This is a genomic window from Corynebacterium sp. MSK006, from assembly GCF_030232385.1.
Taxonomy (GTDB): Bacteria; Actinomycetota; Actinomycetes; order Mycobacteriales; family Mycobacteriaceae; genus Corynebacterium; species Corynebacterium frankenforstense_A.
In genome coordinates this window covers 157,760-172,575 of sequence record NZ_JASPJZ010000003.1, presented here as the reverse complement: position 1 = coordinate 172,575, position 14,816 = coordinate 157,760, and the positions used below count along the sequence as shown (strand labels likewise).

At 71.8% G+C, this 14,816-nt stretch carries 15 protein-coding genes and 2 tRNA genes; 1 reads left to right on the top strand and 16 read right to left on the bottom strand.

Going from position 1 to position 14,816, the window contains the following annotated elements:
• Positions 1 to 93: 93 nt before the first annotated feature.
• The 16 genes from yajC to QQA02_RS03265 all read right to left on the bottom strand — a co-directional run bounded on the left by yajC (position 94) and on the right by QQA02_RS03265 (position 14,344).
• On the bottom strand, positions 94 to 537 hold the full coding sequence (gene yajC / locus QQA02_RS03340; RefSeq protein WP_284863287.1) for a preprotein translocase subunit YajC: 444 nt from the start codon (positions 535 to 537) through the stop codon (positions 94 to 96).
• Positions 538 to 696: 159 nt separating this feature from the next.
• A complete protein-coding gene (ruvB, locus tag QQA02_RS03335; RefSeq protein WP_502870967.1) occupies positions 697 to 1,845 on the bottom strand; it encodes a Holliday junction branch migration DNA helicase RuvB in 1,149 nt (382 codons plus the stop codon).
• A gap of 1 nt (position 1,846) precedes the next feature.
• A complete protein-coding gene (ruvA, locus tag QQA02_RS03330; RefSeq protein WP_284863285.1) occupies positions 1,847 to 2,452 on the bottom strand; it encodes a Holliday junction branch migration protein RuvA in 606 nt (201 codons plus the stop codon).
• Entirely contained in the window at positions 2,449 to 3,030 is a 582-nt protein-coding gene (gene ruvC / locus QQA02_RS03325) for a crossover junction endodeoxyribonuclease RuvC (RefSeq protein WP_284863283.1), read from the bottom strand. Before ruvC ends, ruvA begins: the two co-directional genes overlap by 4 nt.
• A 197-nt stretch (positions 3,031 to 3,227) precedes the next feature.
• On the bottom strand, positions 3,228 to 3,986 hold the full coding sequence (locus tag QQA02_RS03320; protein WP_284863282.1) for a YebC/PmpR family DNA-binding transcriptional regulator: 759 nt from the start codon (positions 3,984 to 3,986) through the stop codon (positions 3,228 to 3,230).
• 201 nt (positions 3,987 to 4,187) lie between these two features.
• Positions 4,188 to 5,015, bottom strand: a complete 828-nt coding sequence (locus QQA02_RS03315; RefSeq protein WP_284863281.1) for an acyl-CoA thioesterase — start codon at positions 5,013 to 5,015, stop codon at positions 4,188 to 4,190.
• Positions 5,016 to 5,031: 16 nt separating this feature from the next.
• Complete coding sequence (locus QQA02_RS03310) at positions 5,032 to 5,619, bottom strand: hypothetical protein (protein WP_284775022.1); 588 nt, start codon at positions 5,617 to 5,619, stop codon at positions 5,032 to 5,034.
• Entirely contained in the window at positions 5,619 to 6,782 is a 1,164-nt protein-coding gene (locus tag QQA02_RS03305) for a glycosyltransferase family 4 protein (RefSeq protein WP_284775024.1), read from the bottom strand. Before QQA02_RS03305 ends, QQA02_RS03310 begins: the two co-directional genes overlap by 1 nt.
• Position 6,783: 1 nt before the next feature.
• A complete protein-coding gene (locus QQA02_RS03300) occupies positions 6,784 to 7,773 on the bottom strand; it encodes a phosphatidylinositol mannoside acyltransferase (protein ID WP_423777778.1) in 990 nt (329 codons plus the stop codon).
• A 1-nt stretch (position 7,774) separates the two neighbouring features.
• Positions 7,775 to 8,455 carry a phosphatidylinositol phosphate synthase gene (gene pgsA, locus QQA02_RS03295; protein WP_284775028.1) on the bottom strand — a complete coding sequence of 227 codons (681 nt, stop codon included), beginning with the start codon at positions 8,453 to 8,455 and terminating at the stop codon, positions 7,775 to 7,777.
• Positions 8,449 to 9,141 carry an HIT family protein gene (locus tag QQA02_RS03290; RefSeq protein WP_284775030.1) on the bottom strand — a complete coding sequence of 231 codons (693 nt, stop codon included), beginning with the start codon at positions 9,139 to 9,141 and terminating at the stop codon, positions 8,449 to 8,451. The genes pgsA and QQA02_RS03290 overlap by 7 nt, the downstream gene beginning before the upstream one ends.
• Positions 9,131 to 11,212 (bottom strand): threonine--tRNA ligase, encoded by a 2,082-nt coding sequence (gene thrS / locus QQA02_RS03285; RefSeq protein WP_284863279.1) that lies wholly within the window; start codon positions 11,210 to 11,212, stop codon positions 9,131 to 9,133. The genes QQA02_RS03290 and thrS overlap by 11 nt, the downstream gene beginning before the upstream one ends.
• 221 nt (positions 11,213 to 11,433) lie before the next feature.
• Positions 11,434 to 12,723 carry a Dyp-type peroxidase gene (locus tag QQA02_RS03280; RefSeq protein WP_284775034.1) on the bottom strand — a complete coding sequence of 430 codons (1,290 nt, stop codon included), beginning with the start codon at positions 12,721 to 12,723 and terminating at the stop codon, positions 11,434 to 11,436.
• A gap of 60 nt (positions 12,724 to 12,783) precedes the next feature.
• Positions 12,784 to 13,491, bottom strand: coding sequence for a copper chaperone PCu(A)C (locus QQA02_RS03275; RefSeq protein WP_284775036.1), 708 nt, complete (start codon positions 13,489 to 13,491; stop codon positions 12,784 to 12,786).
• A gap of 4 nt (positions 13,492 to 13,495) precedes the next feature.
• Positions 13,496 to 14,077, bottom strand: a complete 582-nt coding sequence (locus QQA02_RS03270) for a copper resistance CopC family protein (RefSeq protein ID WP_284775037.1) — start codon at positions 14,075 to 14,077, stop codon at positions 13,496 to 13,498.
• A gap of 195 nt (positions 14,078 to 14,272) precedes the next feature.
• Positions 14,273 to 14,344 (bottom strand) — tRNA-Val (locus tag QQA02_RS03265).
• Positions 14,345 to 14,740: 396 nt separating this feature from the next.
• On the opposite strand from QQA02_RS03265, the gene QQA02_RS03260 reads away from it, so the two are divergent.
• Positions 14,741 to 14,813 (top strand) — tRNA-Gly (locus QQA02_RS03260).
• The last annotated feature ends 3 nt before the right edge of the window (positions 14,814 to 14,816 follow it).

Genomic DNA, 14,816 nt, shown 5'->3' with positions numbered 1-14,816 from the left:
CGTCCGCCCCACCGGGGACCTCGGCTTATGGGTTCCGCGGTCGGCGGCGGGTTGGTTTCAGGGTCGGTCAAACGATGGGTTCGGCGCCGTGACTCAGCGCCCGGTGCGGCCCTCGGTCTCCGGGCCCTCGGCCTCGCCGTAGCCGCGGAAGGAGCCGTCGTTCTCGGGGTGACCGGCGGCGTCGCCGTAGTCGGCGTCCGGGTAGTCGGTCTCGGCGTAGTCGGCGTCGTTTTGACCGTACTGCGCGGCGACGGCCTCGCCGCCGACCAGCTCGGGGTTCTCCTCGTCGACGGTGCGGATGACGGCGATCCGCTCCCAGGTGGTGATCACGTCGGGCGCGATCTCCAGGGCGACCTGGTCGCCCTCGAGGCCGACGATGGTGGCGTGCATGCCCGAGGCGGTGACCACGCGCTGGCCGACCTGGAGGTTGGCCTGCATCTGGGTCATCTCATTCTGACGACGGCGCTGCTTGCGCATCATGAAGAAGGAGGGCGCGATCAGAATGAGCAGTAGAACGAGAAGAAGAATCATATCCATGCCTCACACTGTGCCAGACGTCTCCGTGGACACGCCAACTAAACGCCCAGGTCCGGCACCGCCCCGGGTGCTCCTGGGCGCACTCCCCCGCCGACGCGCGGGCGCCGGCGGGCCCGGCGCCGGCGGACCCGGCGCAGGGGGCCGCGCGGCCTCCCGGCCTCAGTAGAGACCGGGCGCGCCCTCCGGCGGCTCGAGGTCCAGGTGGCGCCACGCCGCCGCGGTGGCCACGCGTCCCCGGCCGGTGCGCGCGATGAGGCCGGCGCGCACCAGGTAGGGCTCGCAGACCTCCTCGATGGTCGAGGGCTCCTCGCCCACGGCCACCGCCAGCGTGCCCACACCGACCGGCCCGCCGCCGTGGCCCTTGATCAGGCAGTCGAGCACCGCGCGGTCCAGGCGGTCGAGGCCGACCTCGTCGACGTCGAAGACCGCCAGCGCCCCGCGCGCCGAGGCCAGGTCGATCCGGCCGTCGGCGTGCACCTCGGCGTAGTCGCGCACACGGCGCAGCAGCCGGTTGGCGATACGGGGTGTGCCACGCGAGCGCGAGGCGATCTCGGCCGCGGCGTCGTCGTCGATGCCGACGTCGAGGATGCGGGCGGCACGGGTGACCACGCGGGTGAGCTCCGGGGTGTCGTAGAACTCCATCTGCGCGGTGAAGCCGAAGCGGTCGCGCAGCGGGCCGGTCAGCATGCCGGCCCGGGTGGTGGCGGCCACCAGGGTGAACGGCGGCAGGTCCAGCGGGATGGAGGTCGCACCGGGGCCCTTGCCCACGATGACGTCGATGCGGAAGTCCTCCATGGCCATGTAGAGCATCTCTTCGGCCGGGCGGGCCATGCGGTGGATCTCGTCGATGAAGAGCACGTCGCCCTCCATCAGGTTCGACAGCATCGCGGCCAGGTCGCCGGCGCGCTCGAGCGCCGGGCCCGAGGTCATGCGCAGGCTGGTGCCCATCTCCTGGGCGATGATCATCGCCATGGTCGTCTTGCCCAGGCCGGGCGGGCCCGAGAGCAGGATGTGGTCCGGGGTCACCCCGCGGTTCTTCGCGCCGGTGAGCACCAGCGAGAGCTGCTCGCGCACCTTCTGCTGCCCGATGAACTCGTTGAGCGAGCGCGGGCGCAGGTTGCGCTCGACGTCGCCCTCCCCCGCCTGCTTGTGTGGGGTGACGGGGCGCTCGGCGTCGTCGGTGCCACCGGCTGGGCCGCCGAAGCCGCCCGCGCCGGCACCCGGACCACCGGGGCCCCCGGGGCCTCCCGGTCCCCCGGCGCCCTCGGGCAGCCGGAACTCGGTGCGCTCAATTCCGTGGCGGGTCATCTCAGTTCTTCTTCCCCAGGCGGCTCAGCGCCGCCCGCAGCGCGGCGGAGGTGTCCAGGTCCGCGTCCTCGGCGAGCACCGCGTCGACGGCTCCCTCGGCCTGCTTGTCGGTGAAGCCCAGACCGGTCAGCGCGGCGGTGACCTGGGCGGCCGTGGCGGACTCGGCGCGCGGGGCCGCGGGCTCGCCCTCGGGGGCGGCCTCGCCGTAGCCGGCGACCTTCTCCTTGAGCTCGACGATCATGCGCTCGGCCATGCGCTTGCCCACCCCGGGCACGCGCTGCAGGGTCTTGGCGTCGCCGGCGCCGACGGCCGCGGCGACCTCGGCCGGCTCGAAGACCGACAGGGTGGCCAGCGCGAGCCGGGGCCCCAGACCGGAGACCATCTGCAGCAGGGCGAACATGCTGCGCTGGGAGTCGTCGGTGAAGCCGTAGAGCTGCACCGCGTCGTCGCGCACGACCATGGTGGTCAAAACGCGCGCGTTCTCGCCGCGGCGCAGGCCGGCGAGCGTCTGCGGGGTGGCCGTGAAGAAGTAGCCCACCCCCGCGCACTCGATGACCGCGCCGGTCAGCTCGATTCCGACGACGGTTCCGTTGAGCGAGGCGATCATCGCGCCATCTCCTCCTGACGTTTACGTTCTGCGGCCAGCCGGGCCTTCTGTTTCCGGGCCCGCTCCTCGTTCACCTTCTCCCGGGCGAGGAAGGGCGCGCGCCAGCAGTGCGTGACGGCCAGCGCGAGGGCGTCGGCGGCGTCGGCCGGCTTCGGTGGCTCGCTCAGCCCCAGGATGCGGGTTATCATCGCGGTCATCTGCTTCTTGTCCGCCCGCCCATTGCCCGAGATGGCCTTCTTGGCCTCACTGGGGGTGTACATGTGCACCGGGATGCCGCGCTCGGCGGCGGCGAGCACCAGCACGCCGACGGCGTGGGCGGTGTGCATGACGGTCGAGACGTTGCCGCGTTCGAAGACCCGCTCGATTGCGACGACGTCCGGCTGGTAGCGGTCCATCCACTCGCACACGCCGTGCGAGAGTTCGAGCAGACGCGCGGACAGCTCGGCGCCGACCGGGGTGCGCGCCACGCCGACGGCGACGGGGTAGACCTGCCGCCCGCGGCCCGCCTGCACCACGGACAACCCGCAGCGCGTCAGGCCCGGGTCGATGCCCATCACCCGGAGTCCCTCGACGTTCACCTTCCGCGACACCAACCTTCCCGCTGCCCCGCCGCCCCGGGTTCGGGGCCTGTCGCGGGATCCGTCATTAGCACACAGTACCGAAGAGACACGCTACCCGACAGACGACGTCGCGGCCGCGGCACCGCACCGGGTGCCGCGACCGCGACGTCGGGTACGCGCGGACGTCGTCAAGCAACGGCCCGCACGGGCGGGGCTCAGTCCTCCTCGGCGAGCTCCGCGGCAACCTCGTCGGAGAGGTCCATGTTGGTGTAGACGTTCTGGACGTCGTCCGACTCCTCGAGGGCGTCGATGAGCTTGAGCACCTTGCGGGCGTCGTTCGCCTCGAGCGGGGCGTTGACGTCGGCGCGGAAGTCCTGGTCGGAGTCCTCGACCTCGATGCCGGCCTCGCCCAGGGCGGCCTTGACGGCGCTGAGGTCCTCCGGGGCGGTGACGACCTCGAAGAGACCGTCGAGCTCGTTGACCTCCTCGGCGCCGGCCTCGAGCACGGCCATCAGAACGTCATCCTCGGTCAGGCCCTCGGACTTGACCGTGGCGACACCCTTGCGGTTGAACATGTAGCTGACCGCGCCCGAGTCCGCCATGTTGCCGCCGTTCTTGGTCATGGCGGTGCGCACCTCGGTGGCCGCGCGGTTGCGGTTGTCCGTCAGGCACTCGATGAGCATGGCCACACCGTTGGGGCCGTAGCCCTCGTACATGATGGTCTGCCAGTCGGCGCCGCCGGCCTCTTCACCCGAGCCGCGCTTGCGGGCGCGCTCGATGTTGTCGTTGGGCACGGAGGCCTTCTTGGCCTTCTTGATCATGTCGTCGAGGGTCGGGTTGGCCGAGGGGTCCCCGCCGCCCGTGCGCGCCGCGACCTCGATGTTCTTGATCAGCTTGGCGAACTCCTTGCCGCGCTTGGCGTCGTTGGCCGCCTTCTTGTGCTTGGTGGTGGCCCACTTGGAGTGACCTGACATTGATGTCCTTTCGTCGTTGGCTCACGGTGGCGAGCGTCCACGCCCCCGGCACCGTGCGGCTCGCGGTCTGCCAGTATACGCAGCACACCCCGCGGCTCCGAACACACCCGTGCGTGTCCGTGCAGGACGCCGCGGCTCCCCGGCGCCGCGCGGGGCGGGCCGGCGCCGCGTCGCCGCGGCCTAGCGTGCCTCCGCCGCGTCCTAGCGCGCCTCGTCGAGCGTGCGCACCAGGCCCTCCTGGGTGACCTGGGCGACCAGGTCGCCGGCGCGGTTGAAGATGCGCCCCTGCGTCATCGCCCGCCCGCCGTGCGCCGAGGGCGAGGTCTGGTCGTAGAGCAGCCAGTCATCGGCGCGGAAGGGGCGCAGGAACCAGATTGCGTGGTCCAGGCTGGCCATCTGCACCTTCGTGTCCGGGTGCGGCACCAGCGAAGAGTGCAGCAGCGTCATGTCCGACATGTACGCCAGGGTGCACTGGTGGAACTTCGGGTCGTCGGGCAGCCTGCGCTGCGAGCGGAACCAGACGACCTGCTGGCTGGCGGCGTACTTGTTCGGCTCGTAGCGCTCCGGGGGCACCACGCGGATGTCCCAGTCGCCCCACTCGTCGAGCAGCGCACGCGAGCCTGGCGGGCGCAGCTGGCCCTCCTCCCCCAGCTCCTCGGGGTCCGGCACCGCGCGCATCTCGTCCGAGTGGTCCGGGCCGGAGTCGCCGGCGACGTGGAAGCTGGCCTGCATGCTGAAGATCGTCTCGCCGCGCTGCACGCCGCGGACCTGGCGCACGGAGAAGCTGCGGCCGTCGCGCAGCCGGTCGACGAGGAAGACGGTCGGCTCGCTCGAGTCGCCCGGGCGCAGGAAGTAACCGTGCAGGGAGTGCACCGGGCGCTCGTCGTCGACGGTGTTGACCGCGGCGACCAGCGCCTGGCCGGCGACCTGCCCGCCGAAGGTGCGCGTCAGCGTGCTCTCCACGGCCGGCCCCCGGAAGATCAGGTCGTCGATGCGCTCCAGCGCCAGGATCTCTTCGATACGCGCCACGGTGGCTGCCGCTCCTTTACTCTGCGTCCGGTCTCGGCTGCGGGCCGGCCTCGCGGTCCGCTCCGTCTGCTGGGCTCATTGTGTCACCCTCGACGGCGTCCCATCGCGATTCCTCGAAATATCTGGGCAACTTCGCCGTGCCGCCCAGGCGCAGCAGGCGTACCGCCGGGCGCAGCCGCAGCGCGCGCGTGACGCGCACGGCGTCGTTGTAGAAGCGCATGGCCATCTCGACGCGCGCGTTGGCCTCGGAGAGCACGGCCGGGAAGACCACACCGGCGGACTGCGCGGCGGCCAGGGCGGCCGTCAGCTCGCGCTCGCGCTCGGCGCGCGCCGGCAGCGTGCCGTAGCGCAGCGTGACGGCCCCCGCCCGCCGTGCGGCGTGGACCGCCTTATTGACGACGCCCGCGTCTGCCCCACCCGGGCGCACACCCGCGGCGTCGGCGAGCACGGCCTCGACGAGGTTGACACGGTTGTCCAGCGCGCCGGCCAGACCCTGCAGGGCGGAGTCGGTGCGGATGTGCAGCCGGTCGAGGCGCTGGGCGGTCTGCACCGCCCAGAAGATCACGAGCGTGACCAGGACGGCCGGGACGATCCACCAGTCCATCAGCCCACCGTCACCTTCGTGCCGTCGGTGACCGTCTCGTAGACGGCGAGCACCTGGCGGGTCACGGTCTGCCAGTCGTAGCGCACGGCGCGCGCCCGCCCGGCGGCCGCGAGGTCCCTGCGCGCGGCCGGGTCGTCGACGAGCCGGTCCAGCGTGACGGCCAGCGCCGCGGAGTCGCCGGTGGCGAAAAGCGCCCCTGCGGGCCGGGCGGTGTCGCCGGCGCAAACGGCGTTGAAGGCCTCGAGGTCGCTGGCCACCACGGCACAGCCGGCGGCCATCGCCTCGACGAGCACGATGCCGAAGCTCTCCCCGCCCAGGTTGGGGGCGACGTAGATGTCGGCTGCGGCGAGCAGGCGGGCCTTCTCGGCGTCGCTGACGCGGCCGACGTAGCGCACGCCGCGGGCGGGCCGGGCCCGCCCGGAGCCGATGACGGTCACGTGCACCGGGGTGCGCGAACGCATGGTCTCCAGGGCGGCGAGCAGCACGTCGAGGCCCTTGCGGGACTCATCGAGGCGGCCGAGGAAGACCAGTTCCACGGGGCGGGCGGGCTCGGCGTCCGCGTTTCCGGCGGCGCCGGGCGCCACGGCGTCCGGGCCATCAGCGCCGGCCGCCTCCTCCGCCGCGCGCCGCGCGCGGGCGAAGACGCCGGTGTCCACCCCGTTGGGAATGAGCACCGGGTCGCCGCCGAGCTGCTCGACCTGCCAGCGCCTGGCCATCTCGGAGACCGCGATGCCGCCGCGGATCTTCTCCAGCAGCGGGCGCAGCACCGGCAGCGCGGCCTTGAGCACCTTCGAGCCCGAGGCCGAGGCGTGGTAGGTCGCCACGATCGGTCCGTGGGCGCGGGCGAGCGCGACCATCGAGTAGCTCGGCGAGTTCGGCTCGTGGATGTGCAGCACGTCGAAGTCGCCCTCGCGCAGGAAGCGGTCGACACGCCGGCGCACCTGCGGGCCGATCGAGAGCCGGGCGACCGAGCCGTTGTACGGGATCGGGATCGCCGGGCCGCCGCGGTGGACCCACTCAGGGATCTCGGCGGTCTCGGAGGCCGGGCCGATGGCCTCGACGTGGTGGCCGCGGGCGCGCAGCTGGGCGCCGAGCTCGAGGACGTGCGCCTGCACGCCGCCGGGCTCGTCGAAGGAGTAGGGGCAGACCAGGCCGACGCGCATCTCAGGCCCCGCCTTCCGGGGTCTCGGGCTGCCCGGCCCCACGGGCAGCACGCGCGCCGCGGTCGGAGCGGTGCAGCGCCTCGGCGTCGGCGGCCTGCCGCGCCCGCTCGGCGCGGCGCCGCTCGCGGTCGGCCGGCCACAGCGGCTGCAGCATGTGCCAGTCGGCCGGGTGCGCCGCGATGTTCGCGGCGAACTGGTCGGCGACCTCCTGCTGCATCTCCTCGCGGGTGTCCACGGCCACCTGCTCACCGACGGAGAAGCCCCAGCATTCCTCGGTGAACCAGCAGTGCACCACGTGCAGGGCCGCGCCGGTCTCGCGGGCCAGATCCACCGAGCCGGTGGGCATGGTGGTCTCCTCGCCGAAGAACCGCACGGGCACGCCGTGGCCCTTCAGGTCGCGCTCGCCGACCAGGCAGACCACGCCGCCCGCCTTGACCACCTCGCGCAGGCGCTCCATCGGCGGACGCCCGCCGGCGTGGGCGAGCACCTCGAAGCCGAGGCTGTTGCGGTAGTCGACGAAGGCGTCGAAGAGCGCCTCGGGGCGCACCCGCTCGGCGACGGTGGTGAAGCCGGTGTAGCGGCCGACCAGGAAGGCGCCGGCCATGTCCCAGTTGCCGGTGTGCGGCAGCACGAGGACCACGCCCTTGCCGCGGCGGAAGGACTCGGCGAAGCGCTCCTCACCCTCGACCCCGGTGGCGAGCCGGTCGATCAGGTCGGGGTCGCCGGCGATCGAGGGCAGGCGGAAGGCCTCGGCCCAGTAGCGCGCGTAAGAGCGCACGGAGTCGCGCACCAGCCGGCGGGTGACGTTCTCGGGGCCGACCACGCGGGCGAGGTTGCGGCGCAGCTGCTCCATGCCGCGGCCGTCGTCACTCGCCCTGTCGGCGCCGAAGCGGAAGGCGGCGTTGACCCACCTCTCGGGCACGAGGCGAACCAGCCGCCACCCGGCGAGGTAGCCGAGGGCGGCCAGGTCGTCGCGGCGGGGCAGGCGCACGCTACTCACCCTCCCGACCGGTCTCCGCCGCATCGTCGGGCACCTCGGCCGCTCCGGCCGGCGGGGCGATGCGCCGGCCGGCCTCCGGGTCGCGCGAGGCGCGCCACAGGCGCTGGCAGACGGTGAACGCCGAGCCGAGGGCGAGCAGCCAGACGGCCACCTCGACGGCGTGCGGCACGCCCAGGCCTTCCAGGCCCAGGCCGAGCAGGCCGACGATCAGGCGCTCGGCGCGCTCGACGAGCCCGCCGTTGATCTTCAGCCCGCCGGCCTCGCCCCGGGCCTTGACATACGAGATGACCTGCGAGGTCACCAGCACCACCAGGCCGGCGGCGACCGTGGACCGCGCGGCGTCGTCGACGTAGACGAGCCACCAGACCACCGCGGCGAACAGCGCGCCGTCGGTGATGCGGTCGCAGCTGGCGTCCAGGGTGGCCCCGTAGGCGGTGCCTCCCCCGGACAGCCGGGCCATGGTGCCGTCGATCAGGTCGAAGCTGGCGAAGACCGTGCACAGCACGGCCGCGGCGAACAGGTGCCCGGTCGGGATGAGCACGAGGATCGCCGCGCAGGTCAGCGCCGTGCCGGTCAGCGTGACCGTGTTGGGGCTCACACCGGTGCGCATCACGGCACGGGCTACCGGCTCGACGACGACGGCGGCCGGACGCCTGCCGCGCACGCTCAGCATGTGCGCCCCCAGGCGTCGGCGAGCAGCTGCCGGGTCTGCGAGAGCAGCTGCGGGAGCACCTTCGTGCCGCCGAGGACGGTCATGAAGTTCGCGTCGCCCGACCAGCGGGGCACGATGTGCATGTGCAGGTGGCTGCCGACGGAACCGCCGGAGCCCTTGCCCAGGTTGAAGCCGACGTTGACGCCGTCCGGGTTCGAGACCCGCTTGACGGTGCGCACGGCCTCCTGCGCGAAGGACATCATCTCGTGCGACTCGGCCTCGGTCAGGTCCTCGAGGTCGGCGACCTTGCGGTACGGGATGACCATCATGTGCCCGGCGTTGTACGGGTACAGGTTCAGGATGCAGTAGACCGTCTCGCCGCGCGCCACGATCAGCGACTCCTCGTCGGAGTGGCGCGGCGCGTCCACGAACGGGTCGTTGTCGCGCTCCCGCTTCCCGGCGGCGGAAGCGTCAGCTTCCTTCGCGTCAGCTTCCGCCGCGGCCTCGGCGCGCGCGGCGTCGTCAGTCGAGGAACCGTCCGGGCGGGTGGTGATGTAGTTCATCCGGTAGGGCGCCCACAGGCGCACCAGCCCGTCCGGCTCGCCCACGCCGCGGTCGACGTAGGTGCTTGACGACGCCGCGCCCGCGACGTCGCCGGCACCCGCGCCGTGGGCGCTGCGAGACGTCTCGTCTGCCTCACTCGCCATCGGCGGCCTCCGTGCCGAGCAGCTTTTTGAGCGACTCGGCGGTCGGCTGGTCGTTGCGGCGCGAGCGCACCCACTCCTCGATGGCGTCGACGGCCTTCTCGACCGGCACGCCGTTGACCTGGGAGCCGTCGAGGAAGCGGAAGCTGACCGCGTTCGCCTCGACGTCGCGGCCGCCGGCGAGCAGCATGAACGGCGACTTGCCGGTGGTGTGGGTGCGGATCTTCTTCTGCATGCGGTCGTCCGAGGTGTCGACCTCGGCGCGGATGCCGCGCCCGCGCAGCTGTGCGGCGACGTACTCGAGGGCCGGGACGAACTCGTCGGCGACCGGGATGCCGACCACCTGGTGCGGGGCCAGCCAGGCCGGGAAGGCGCCGGCGTAGTGCTCGAGGAGCACGCCGAAGAAGCGCTCGATGGAGCCGAAGAGCGCGCGGTGGATCATGATCGGGCGCTGCTTGGAGCCGTCCGGGGCGGTGTACTCGAGCTCGAAGCGCTCCGGCAGGTTGAAGTCGAGCTGCACGGTCGACATCTGCCAGGTGCGCCCGATGGCGTCGCGGGCCTGCACGGAGATCTTCGGCCCGTAGAAGGCCGCGCCCTCCGGGTCCGGGACCAGGTCGAGGCCGGACTTGGTGGCCACGCGCTCGAGGATGCTCGTCGAGCGCTCCCAGATCTCGTCGGAGCCGACGAACTTGTTCGGGTCCTTGGTGGACAACTCCAGGTAGAAGTCGTCCAGGCCGTAGTCGCGCAGCAGGGAGATGATGAACTCGAGCACGGAGGTCAGCTCATTCTCGAGCTGGTCCTCGGTGCAGTAGATGTGCGCGTCGTCCTGGGTGAAGCCGCGGGCACGGGTCAGGCCGTGGACCACGCCGGACTTCTCGTAGCGGTAGACCGTGCCGAACTCGAACAGCCGCAGCGGCAGCTCGCGGTAGGAGCGCCCGCGCGAGGCGAAGATCAGGTTGTGGAACGGGCAGTTCATCGGCTTGGCGTAGTAGTCCTGCGGCTGCTTGGTGCAGTTGCCCTCCGCGTCGTACTCGCCGTCGAGCTGCATGGGCGGGAACATGCCGTCGGCGTAGAAGTCCAGGTGGCCGGACTTCTTGAACAGGTCGCCCTTGGTGATGTGCGGGGTGTTGACGAAGGAGTAGCCGGCGGCCAGGTGGCGGCGTCGCGAGTGCTCCTCCATCTCGAGGCGGACGATGCCGCCGTCCGGGTGGAAGACCGGGAAGCCGGAGCCGACCTCGTCGGGGAAGCTGAACAGGTCCAGCTCCTGGCCCAGGCGGCGGTGGTCGCGCTTCTCGGCCTCGGCGAGCATCTGCTCGTACTCGGCCAGCTTCTCCTTGGACTCCCAGGCGGTGCCGTAGATGCGCTGCAGGCCGGCGTTGTTCTGGTCGCCGCGCCAGTAGGCCGCGGAGGTGCGCGTCAGGGAGAACGCGGGGATGTAGCGGGTGGTGGGCACGTGGGGGCCGCGGCACAGGTCGAACCACTCGACGTCGGCGGTGCGCGGGTTGACGTTGTCGTAGGCGGTCAGCTCGCCGGCGCCGACCTCGGTGGCCTCGTCGGAGTCGGGGTCGACGTTGCCCTTGTCGTCGATGAGCTCGAGCTTGAACGGCTCGTCGGCCAGGGCCTGGCGGGCCTCGTCCTGGGAGGCCCACACGCGGCGCTCGAAGCGCTGCCCGGTCTTGATGATCTTCTTCATCCGCTTCTCGAGCTTCTTCAGGTCCTCCGGGGTGAAGGGCTCGGCGGCGTCGAAGTCGTAGTAGAAGCCGTTCTCCACGGCCGGGCCGATGCCCAGCTTGGTGCCCGGGAACTCGGCCTGGACGGCCTGGGCGAGCACGTGCGCGCAGGAGTGGCGGATCACGGCGCGGCCGTCGGCGGAGTCGGCGGGCACCGGGGTGAACTCGGCGTCGGCCTCCGGGACGTGCGAGAGGTCCTTGAGCCGGCCCTCGGCGTCCTTGACCACGACGATGGCCTCGGGGCCCTTGTTCGGCAGGTCGAGCTCGCGCAGGGCAGCGCCCACCGGTGTGCCCGCAGGTACGGTGAACGGCCGGTAGGTACGGGACTCACTGGTTAATGCCATGGGAGGTAGGCGCTCCTTCTTGCGCTCACGCGGTGGCGCCATACCGGGACGCGGCCGCTGGTGGGTTCTTCCCCCGCGTTCACCCCGCACACCGTAGAGGCGCACGGGGTCGCGGACAGTCAAGCATCCTACCCGGCGGCCCCTGCCCCGCCCAGAGGCGGGCGCGCGGGCCCGGCCTCCCCCGCTTCCCCCGGTGTCGGGGCGTCAGCCCCGACACGGCCTTAAGCCTCGAGCAGGCGCTGGCCCCAGTAGGTGTCCCCGCCCTCGCCGACTCCCGGCGGCAGCGCGTAGACCGAGGATCCGATGTGGGTGATCCACTCGTTGAGGCGGTCGCCGCCGTCGAGACGGCGCTGGATCGCGCTGAACTGCTTGTCCGGGTTGCGCTGGTAGCACAGGAAGACCAGCCCGGAGTTCGAGGCGTCGCCGCTGCCCGGTTCCGGCTCGAGGTCGTAGGTGTAGGGCCGGCGCAGCAGGCGCTGCTCGCCCTGGTACTTCTCGTCGTCGCGCGAGAGCGCCATGTGGCTCTTCGGGTCGATGACCGGAAGGCCCGTCTCGTCGGTCTTGGTCAGGTCCGGCTCGGTGAACTCGTCGCCGCCGGACAGCGGCGCGCCCTCGGGCAGGTCGCGGCCGATGACGACCTCGCGGGAGTTGCGGTCGAGCTTCTCCCACTCGTCCATGTGCATGGCGATGCGGCGGGCGACCATGACGCTGCCGCCGTCGAGCCAGTCGGGCGCGCCATCGGCGGCGGCGTCGATCCAGACCTGCTGGTCGTACTCCTCGTCGCCGTGCGGGTTGACGGTGCCGTCCTTCTGGCCGAAGAGGTTGCGCGGGGTGGTGCCGTCGGCCATCGAGCCGTCGGCGTGGCTGAGCCCGCGCTGGAACCAGCGGGTGTGGGCGTAGTCCACCCCGGAGCGGATCATGTGGCGCATCGCGTAGGCCACCGAGATGGCGTCGTCGCCGCAGATCTGCAGCACCAGGTCGGTCTGGCCCCAGCGCGGGTCCAGGTCGTCGTGTTCGAAGGCGGGGATGTCGTGCAGGAACTCCGGGCGCTTGTCGGTCAGGCCGATCTTGTCGAAGAGCGGCTCGCCGAAGCCGACCGTGATGGTCAGGTTCGCCGGGATCTGCACCATCTCCGGCTCGAGCCCGCCGACCGGGTTCTGCCCGGTGCACAGCGCGCGGGCGTCCTCGGTCCACAGGTTCATCAGCCGACGCACCCCCGCGCGGTCCACGCCCTCGTTGAGGTCGAAGGAGATCAGCGCGAGGTTGGCCTGCGAGGCGGTCTGCACGCCGGCCTGGTGGGGCCCGTCGAAGGCCACCGTCCGACCGGCCAGCGGGGCGGCGTCCGCCCCGGGCACGTCCGTCGCCTCATCCCCCGTGCCGCCCTTGGCGGTCTCGCCGCCGGGACTGGCGCAGGCCACGGCGGCGGCGCCGACGGCGCCGACCCCGGCTCCGAGGAACCCGCGGCGCGAGAGGCGGTGGATGTGCTGGTTGCGGTCGTTGGTGTCAGTCATTGCCTTCTGTTCGAGCTCCCTCAGTGTGGCCCGTACGGGCCGTCGGTGCCCCGGGTGGGCCTAGTGACCCTCGTGGCCCTCGTGGCCGGAGTGGTCCATGCCCTCCATGTTGCCCGAGTCGCCGTGGTCCATGCCTTCCATGCCCTCGTGGCCGGAGTGGTCCATGTCCTCCATGCCCTCCATGCCCTCGAGGCCGCCGTGCTCCTGGCCGGCGAGGTCGCCGTAGTCCTCGTCGCCCGGCAGCAGGGTGCGCACGGGCACGTCCTTGGCCTCGACGGTCGCGCCGTCGGCCAGCTCGAAGGTGATGTCGACGGTGTCGCCGGCGGCGACCGGGGTTTCGTAGTCCATGACCATCAGGTGGTCGCCGCCCGGCTCGAGCACGCGCTCGCCGTTGGCGGGGATCGTCATCGGGGTGGTCATCTCCTGCATGACACCGTCGACGGTCTCGTGCATCTGGTTCTTCGGCGCGCCCAGCGAGGTGGTGAAGCCGGTGATCGACAGGTCGCGGTCGGTGTGGTTGACCAGGGTGCCGAAGATGCCGGTCATGTGGTTGTCCTCGCCCTTGGCACGCACGACGGCTTCCTCGAAGGTCAGCTCGGAGTCCGCAGCCTCGGTGGTGCTCTCGGCGGCCGAGGTCGACTGGCTGCTCTCCGCGGTGGTGGCCTCGGAGTCCTGCTCGTTGGCGGGCGAGCAGCCGGCCAGGGCGAGGGCGGCGGTCGCGGTGAGCGCGGCCAGCATCATCGGCGAGCGCTTGGACAGGTGCTTCATCGAATTACTTCTCCTTGTTAGAGGACGTCGTGGAACGAGTGAACCAGACGATCACGGCACCGAGGACGGCCAGCAGCGCGACCCCGCCGAGGGCGATCCACAGCCAGGAGGAGGGTCCCTCCTCGGCCGCGGCCCCGTCGGGGGCGTCCGCGGTCTCCCCGGTCGAGCCCTCGGCCCCGGCGGAATCGCCGAGGACCGTGAACTGCGTCTTGCCGCGGGTGGAGTGCCCGTCCGAGGACGTGATCTGGAAGCCGACCGTGTAGGTGCCCGGCCCCGGGTCGATGCCCTCGGGCACGTCGATGGCGACGAATCGCCGGTCGAGCTCGGGCTTGCCGCTGAACAGGACCTCGCCGCTCTCGGCGTCCGAGACGGCCACGGTGTTGAAGTTCGGGCGCGGCTCGCCGGAGAACTCCAGCGTGATGCGCTCCGGGAAATTGTCGACGCTCGCGTTCACACCCGGGTCTGCGTCGATGACGCTGTCGTGGGCGGTCGCCGTGGGCGCCGCCGCCGCGGCGCCGAAGACGCCGGTCAGGGCGGCTGCGGCGGCGACGAGGCCGGCTCGTGCACGGTGCGCGGTGTCTCTCAAGGTTCTCGGGGCCTTTCCTTCGACTGCGGCCCGGTCCGTCCGGGCCCGGGCACTCCGGCTTAGTTGTCGGCGCGCCCGGTGTCCCAGTTCCCCGTCGGGGTGAAAGAGGGGGTCCGCCGTATCGGGTTCGACGGTCGATTCTACCCCGGAGATGCAAAAGATCCCGCACCCCTGATCGGGGGCGGGATCTGACGGTGGTCCCAGCTGGGATCGAACCAGCGACCTTTCCGGTGTGAACGGAACGCTCTTCCACTGAGCCATGGGACCGAACGACTCACAGCGGGCGACACGGCCCGTGCGGTGCGCTGTACAAGTTAACACGCCACCTCCTCGCCGACCTAATCCGCAGGTGGACCGGAGTGCGCTGACCACCCACCACGGCAGCGTACGCGCACGGGCGTGCGACGCGGCGTCGTCAAGCACACGTGGCACACACGCACACGCCGGATAACCCTGCACGGGGGGGGCGCGCCGGACGCGGCGGGGGACGCGTCCGGGCGGGCGACGGGGAGCGGCAAAGCGAGCGGAGGCGGGCACCGGTGCGCCGGAGCGCGCCCGCGGGGGCCGTCAAAACCGCGCGACGCTGGGGATTTGTCTTAGGCGACCGGAACCAGATAGAGTTTGTCCTCGCACAACGGCAGGCGCCGCCTACCGGATGGGCGTGCGGATGTAGCGCAGTTGGTAGCGCATCACCTTGCCAAGGTGAGGGTCGCGAGTTCGAGTCTCGTCATCCGCTCCG

Coding starts and splice junctions, on each gene's coding strand:
- QQA02_RS03310 (WP_284775022.1), bottom strand. CDS start 5,619: ATGGACTGGTGGATCGTCCCGGCCGTCCTGGTCACGCTCGTGATCTTC.
- QQA02_RS03290 (WP_284775030.1), bottom strand. CDS start 9,141: ATGGCGAGTGAGGCAGACGAGACGTCTCGCAGCGCCCACGGCGCGGGT.
- ruvA (WP_284863285.1), bottom strand. CDS start 2,452: ATGATCGCCTCGCTCAACGGAACCGTCGTCGGAATCGAGCTGACCGGC.
- pgsA (WP_284775028.1), bottom strand. CDS start 8,455: ATGCTGAGCGTGCGCGGCAGGCGTCCGGCCGCCGTCGTCGTCGAGCCG.
- yajC (WP_284863287.1), bottom strand. CDS start 537: ATGGATATGATTCTTCTTCTCGTTCTACTGCTCATTCTGATCGCGCCC.
- QQA02_RS03280 (WP_284775034.1), bottom strand. CDS start 12,723: ATGACTGACACCAACGACCGCAACCAGCACATCCACCGCCTCTCGCGC.
- thrS (WP_284863279.1), bottom strand. CDS start 11,212: ATGGCATTAACCAGTGAGTCCCGTACCTACCGGCCGTTCACCGTACCT.
- ruvB (WP_502870967.1), bottom strand. CDS start 1,845: ATGACCCGCCACGGAATTGAGCGCACCGAGTTCCGGCTGCCCGAGGGC.
- QQA02_RS03320 (WP_284863282.1), bottom strand. CDS start 3,986: ATGTCAGGTCACTCCAAGTGGGCCACCACCAAGCACAAGAAGGCGGCC.
- QQA02_RS03305 (WP_284775024.1), bottom strand. CDS start 6,782: ATGCGCGTCGGCCTGGTCTGCCCCTACTCCTTCGACGAGCCCGGCGGC.
- QQA02_RS03275 (WP_284775036.1), bottom strand. CDS start 13,491: ATGAAGCACCTGTCCAAGCGCTCGCCGATGATGCTGGCCGCGCTCACC.